Origin of the sequence: Cryobacterium sp. TMT1-3 (genome assembly GCF_004402315.1) — a bacterium.
Lineage (GTDB): Bacteria > Actinomycetota > Actinomycetes > Actinomycetales > Microbacteriaceae > Cryobacterium > Cryobacterium luteum.
The window spans coordinates 1-3438 of sequence record NZ_SOFW01000018.1 but is presented as its reverse complement, the minus strand read 5'-3'; the positions used below and the strand labels follow the sequence as shown (position 1 = coordinate 3438).

At 64.3% G+C, this 3438-nt stretch carries 4 protein-coding genes and 3 pseudogenes; 3 read left to right on the top strand and 4 right to left on the bottom strand.

Annotated features, from left to right (window positions below; genetic code table 11):
• The 3 genes and pseudogenes from E3O25_RS17375 to E3O25_RS05510 form a co-directional block, all read right to left on the bottom strand.
• A pseudogene (locus E3O25_RS17375) lies at positions 1-144 on the bottom strand (IS1380 family transposase); the annotation flags it as partial.
• A gap of 122 nt (positions 145-266) precedes the next feature.
• Positions 267-1127 (bottom strand): annotated as a pseudogene (locus E3O25_RS05515) (ATP-binding protein); the annotation flags it as partial.
• Between the two features lie 23 nt (positions 1128-1150).
• Complete coding sequence (locus tag E3O25_RS05510; RefSeq protein ID WP_134360668.1) at positions 1151-1552, bottom strand: hypothetical protein; 402 nt, start codon at positions 1550-1552, stop codon at positions 1151-1153.
• 100 nt (positions 1553-1652) lie between these two features.
• Here E3O25_RS05510 and E3O25_RS05505 point away from each other — a divergent pair, with 100 nt between their 5' ends.
• From E3O25_RS05505 to E3O25_RS05495, 3 genes are all read left to right on the top strand, one after another.
• Positions 1653-2003 (top strand): thioredoxin family protein, encoded by a 351-nt coding sequence (locus E3O25_RS05505; RefSeq protein ID WP_241988509.1) that lies wholly within the window; start codon positions 1653-1655, stop codon positions 2001-2003.
• 223 nt (positions 2004-2226) lie between these two features.
• Complete coding sequence (locus E3O25_RS05500; RefSeq protein ID WP_134360667.1) at positions 2227-2580, top strand: helix-turn-helix transcriptional regulator; 354 nt, start codon at positions 2227-2229, stop codon at positions 2578-2580.
• Positions 2577-3263, top strand: coding sequence for a cation transporter (locus E3O25_RS05495; protein WP_134360666.1), 687 nt, complete (start codon positions 2577-2579; stop codon positions 3261-3263). Before E3O25_RS05500 ends, E3O25_RS05495 begins: the two co-directional genes overlap by 4 nt.
• A gap of 6 nt (positions 3264-3269) precedes the next feature.
• Here the strand turns inward: E3O25_RS05495 and E3O25_RS17370 are convergent.
• Positions 3270-3438, bottom strand: a pseudogene (locus E3O25_RS17370) (PrgI family protein); the annotation flags it as partial.

Below are 3438 nucleotides of genomic sequence, written 5' to 3'. Positions count from 1 at the left end.
GGCACGCTCAACCGGGCGTCGACGAGCTCCCCGAGACCTGTTTTCACCGCCAACGCCAGCGCGGGGACGAGCCCTGCGGCCGACACGAGATTTGTGTCGGCCGCAGGTGGCGGACAAGCGGTTCGAAGTATGGAAAAGTTGCATCTACGAGGTGCCTCTCGGAGCGGTCAAATTGAACCCTAAGTAAGTTCTATTTTTCCTGATCCGATAGTCATTCTCGATTTAACGCGCCGTCACAACCTTAACTCGACCGGTGGATCGAGGCTTAGTGCATGGCCGACGAGGCGCCCGTCCGCCGCGAGGCGGCCCTCGTCGTCCTCGGGGTTGGGGGAGAGGATGCGATCGACCACCATCGGCAGGATCGGCACCTCCGCGCTGCGCACGGCATCGGCCAGCGCGAGGTCGATGGCGGTGTGCTCGAGCGGGCTGAGCGGTCGGTCGAGCACGGTTTCGGCGAGGGCGCCGATCAGATCGCGCCGCCTCGCCGCCAGCTGCGCCGACCATTCGGCGTCCGAAACGGATGCTGCCCGGTGGCCCTCGTCGAGCGGGTTGAGCCGGTTGCGGAGACCGTGGCCGAGGATGATCGCCTTGCCGCCGACGGCCTCGGCGACTGCGGTGTGCTCGCCCTTCGGGTCGCCTGGCACGTAGACGCGGCGGCCGAAGGGGAGCGAGCGGGTGTAGAGAGACTTCGCTAGCGAGGATTTGCCGGAGCCGACGATGCCGGCCAGCACGATGTTCGGCGCGGTGATCATTCCCCGTTGATAGAGCACCCACGGGTCGTAGACGAAGGAGCCGCCCGAGTAGAGATCCTGACCGACGAAGACGCCGGCCGAGCCGAGGCCTGCTTCGGCGAGGAACGGGTAGTGGCCCGACAGGGTCGCGGTGGTGTCCTGATGCTTCGGAAGCTTCAGCCGTCCGGGCGTCCGCAGCTGTGCCGGACCCGGCTCGCCGGCCTTGGGCAGATAGGCGCCCGATCGTGCTTCGTCCCGCTCGGCGTGCCAACGCGTGCGCGCCGCAACGGTATTGGCCTTCTGAGCATCAGCTTCGATCCTGGCTGCTTCCCGCCGGCGGGCGCGACGGTCGCGGCGCAGCTCGCCGCGCGGCTCGACCAGCGCGGCCGTGTGCATCCGCTCTGTTACTGCGGTGTCTTTCACAGGGTGACCGTGCGGTCGGCCAGGCGTGTTGACCGTGGGGCGGCCCAGATGTCGTCTCGACGGGGAGCGTTTCGGGCGCGCTCCACTACAGGTTCAAGCGGATGCCACCGCAACAGTGAAACGTAGCGGTACGTCCTGCTGTAGGTCAGCGCGTACGGCGAGCCGTCGTGCTCGATGATGTGGTCGGTCCGGCCGGCCGGGATGCGGTCGTAGACGTACCCATTCTCGAGGGCGGCATCGGTTGTGGCCTCGCCGAGATCTCGTGGCTGCAGGTAATCGAACGCAGCGGATGCTCCGCTTCGGTCGATTAGGCCGAGTACCGCGTCGGCCTCAACTCCTTGCAGAAAGACGACACTGATCCATCTAGATGGGCGGTCCTTTGATTCGTACCCAGCCATGCGTCGCTCCAATCACGATTCACTTCGTCTTAGAGGTGCGCGGGACGCTACGCGGTCCGGGGCTGCGGTGACAGAATCGAGAGCAGAGGCTTCGAGTCCGTTGGACGATACGAACTTCGACCTGCAGAGAAAGAAACTCATGGCGACAATCGAGATGCTAAACATTGCAGACTGCCCGAACTCGGGAGAGACACTTCTTCGCCTGCAGCGAGCGGTCGAGATCACGATGCCCTCGAACACACCGATCAAATCCACCCTGATTGATTCCGCCGAGACAGCCGCAAGTTTCTCCTTCGCTGGATCCCCGACGATCCTCGTTGACGGTGTCGATCTCTTCCCCACGGACGGTCGCACCAGCGATCTCGCCTGCCGGATCTATCTCACTCCGAGCGGCATGGCTGGATGTCCGACCCAGCAGCAAATTGAAGACGCGCTCGCGGCTCATGGATGACGCATCAGAATTCACCTGTTCCTGCTGCAGTCGTACCTATCCGCGTCGTCGGCTGCACGCCCTCAGTGACAACGTCTACATTTGCCGTCGATGCGGACTGTGGGTCGCGCTGCGGCTGCGGGCCGATCCAATTGGGCAGCACTAGAAAATGGCGCTGCATGAGCACGGGACACACCCTTACCGGCCGGTGGTGATTAGTCAGTCCCTGCTGTAATGTCAGTGCATGCTGACTATTGCTTCGCGGGTGGACGTGATGAACCGGTTGGGTCGAGCGATGGCCGATCCCACCAGGTCTCGGATCTTGCTTTCCCTCCTCGATGGGCCCGGCTATCCGGGTGCGTTGGCTCGCGAGCTGGAGCTGTCGCGGTCGAACGTGTCCAATCATCTGTCTTGCCTGCGAGGCTGCGGAATCGTGGTCGCCGTTCCGGAAGGACGCTCGACTCGGTATGAGATCGCGGATCCCCACGTGACAAAGGCCTTGGTCGCCCTGATGGATGTGGTGCTCGCCGTCGATGACGGTCTCGGCTGCGTCGAAGAGGGCTGCGACGTGCCGCTCTGTTGCGGGACCGACGCATGAGCCTTCCCGCTGACGACCGAGTGGTTGCGATCCAGCCTGACCGAACGCAGGTTCTCCGTCGCCGGATTCGGTGGATCGTTGCGGCGACTATTGCCTACAACGTCATCGAAGCGATCATTGCGATCGCGGCCGGGAGTGTGGCGTCCTCAGCGGCCCTCATCGGTTTTGGCCTCGACTCTATCGTTGAGGTCCTCTCCGCGGCCGCGGTGGCATGGCAGTTCGCAGTTCCTGATCCAGAGAAGCGGGAGAAGACCGCGCTGCGAGTCATTGCGTGGGCTTTCTTCGCTCTCGCAGCGTACGTGACCGTCGAGGCAGGGCTGTCCCTATTCGGTATTCGGGAAGCGGAACACAGCACGGTCGGCATTGTGCTGGCCGCGGTCAGTCTCCTGGTGATGCCCTTTCTGAGCTTCGCCGAACGTCGCGCCGGCCGGGAGTTGGGCTCAGCTTCGGCGGTCGCTGACTCGAAGCAAACCCTGATCTGCTCCTACCTCTCCGCAGCCCTCCTAGTCGGGTTGCTGCTGAATACGCTGTTCGGTTGGGCGTGGGCAGACTCGGTCGCAGCCCTCGTGATCGTGGTCTTCGCCGTCAGGGAAGGCCTCGAGGCGTGGCGCGGCGACGCCTGCAAAGTGCCCGTGGCTGCTCTGACCGGGGAACGGGACGTCGAGCACGAAGACTGCTGCTGAACCAAGTCACACGCTCCGACACAACGGCAACGCCGCCGCCGTAAACGCCTGCGCCTGCTGGCCCACGAGCCGGCGCGTCTCGCAGGATGCCTGGATGGCAGCCTGCTCGATCGACGCCACTGCAGCATCGAGCTCGTCGACGGTGGGCGCGGTCACGCACACCAGTCCGGTCGTG

What these genes read in the sequence shown, in the direction of transcription:
- E3O25_RS05510 (WP_134360668.1), bottom strand. Translation starts at nt 1,552, where the DNA reads ATGGCTGGGTACGAATCAAAGGACCGCCCATCTAGATGGATCAGTGTC.
- E3O25_RS05500 (WP_134360667.1), top strand. Translation starts at nt 2,227, where the DNA reads ATGCTGACTATTGCTTCGCGGGTGGACGTGATGAACCGGTTGGGTCGA.
- E3O25_RS05495 (WP_134360666.1), top strand. Translation starts at nt 2,577, where the DNA reads ATGAGCCTTCCCGCTGACGACCGAGTGGTTGCGATCCAGCCTGACCGA.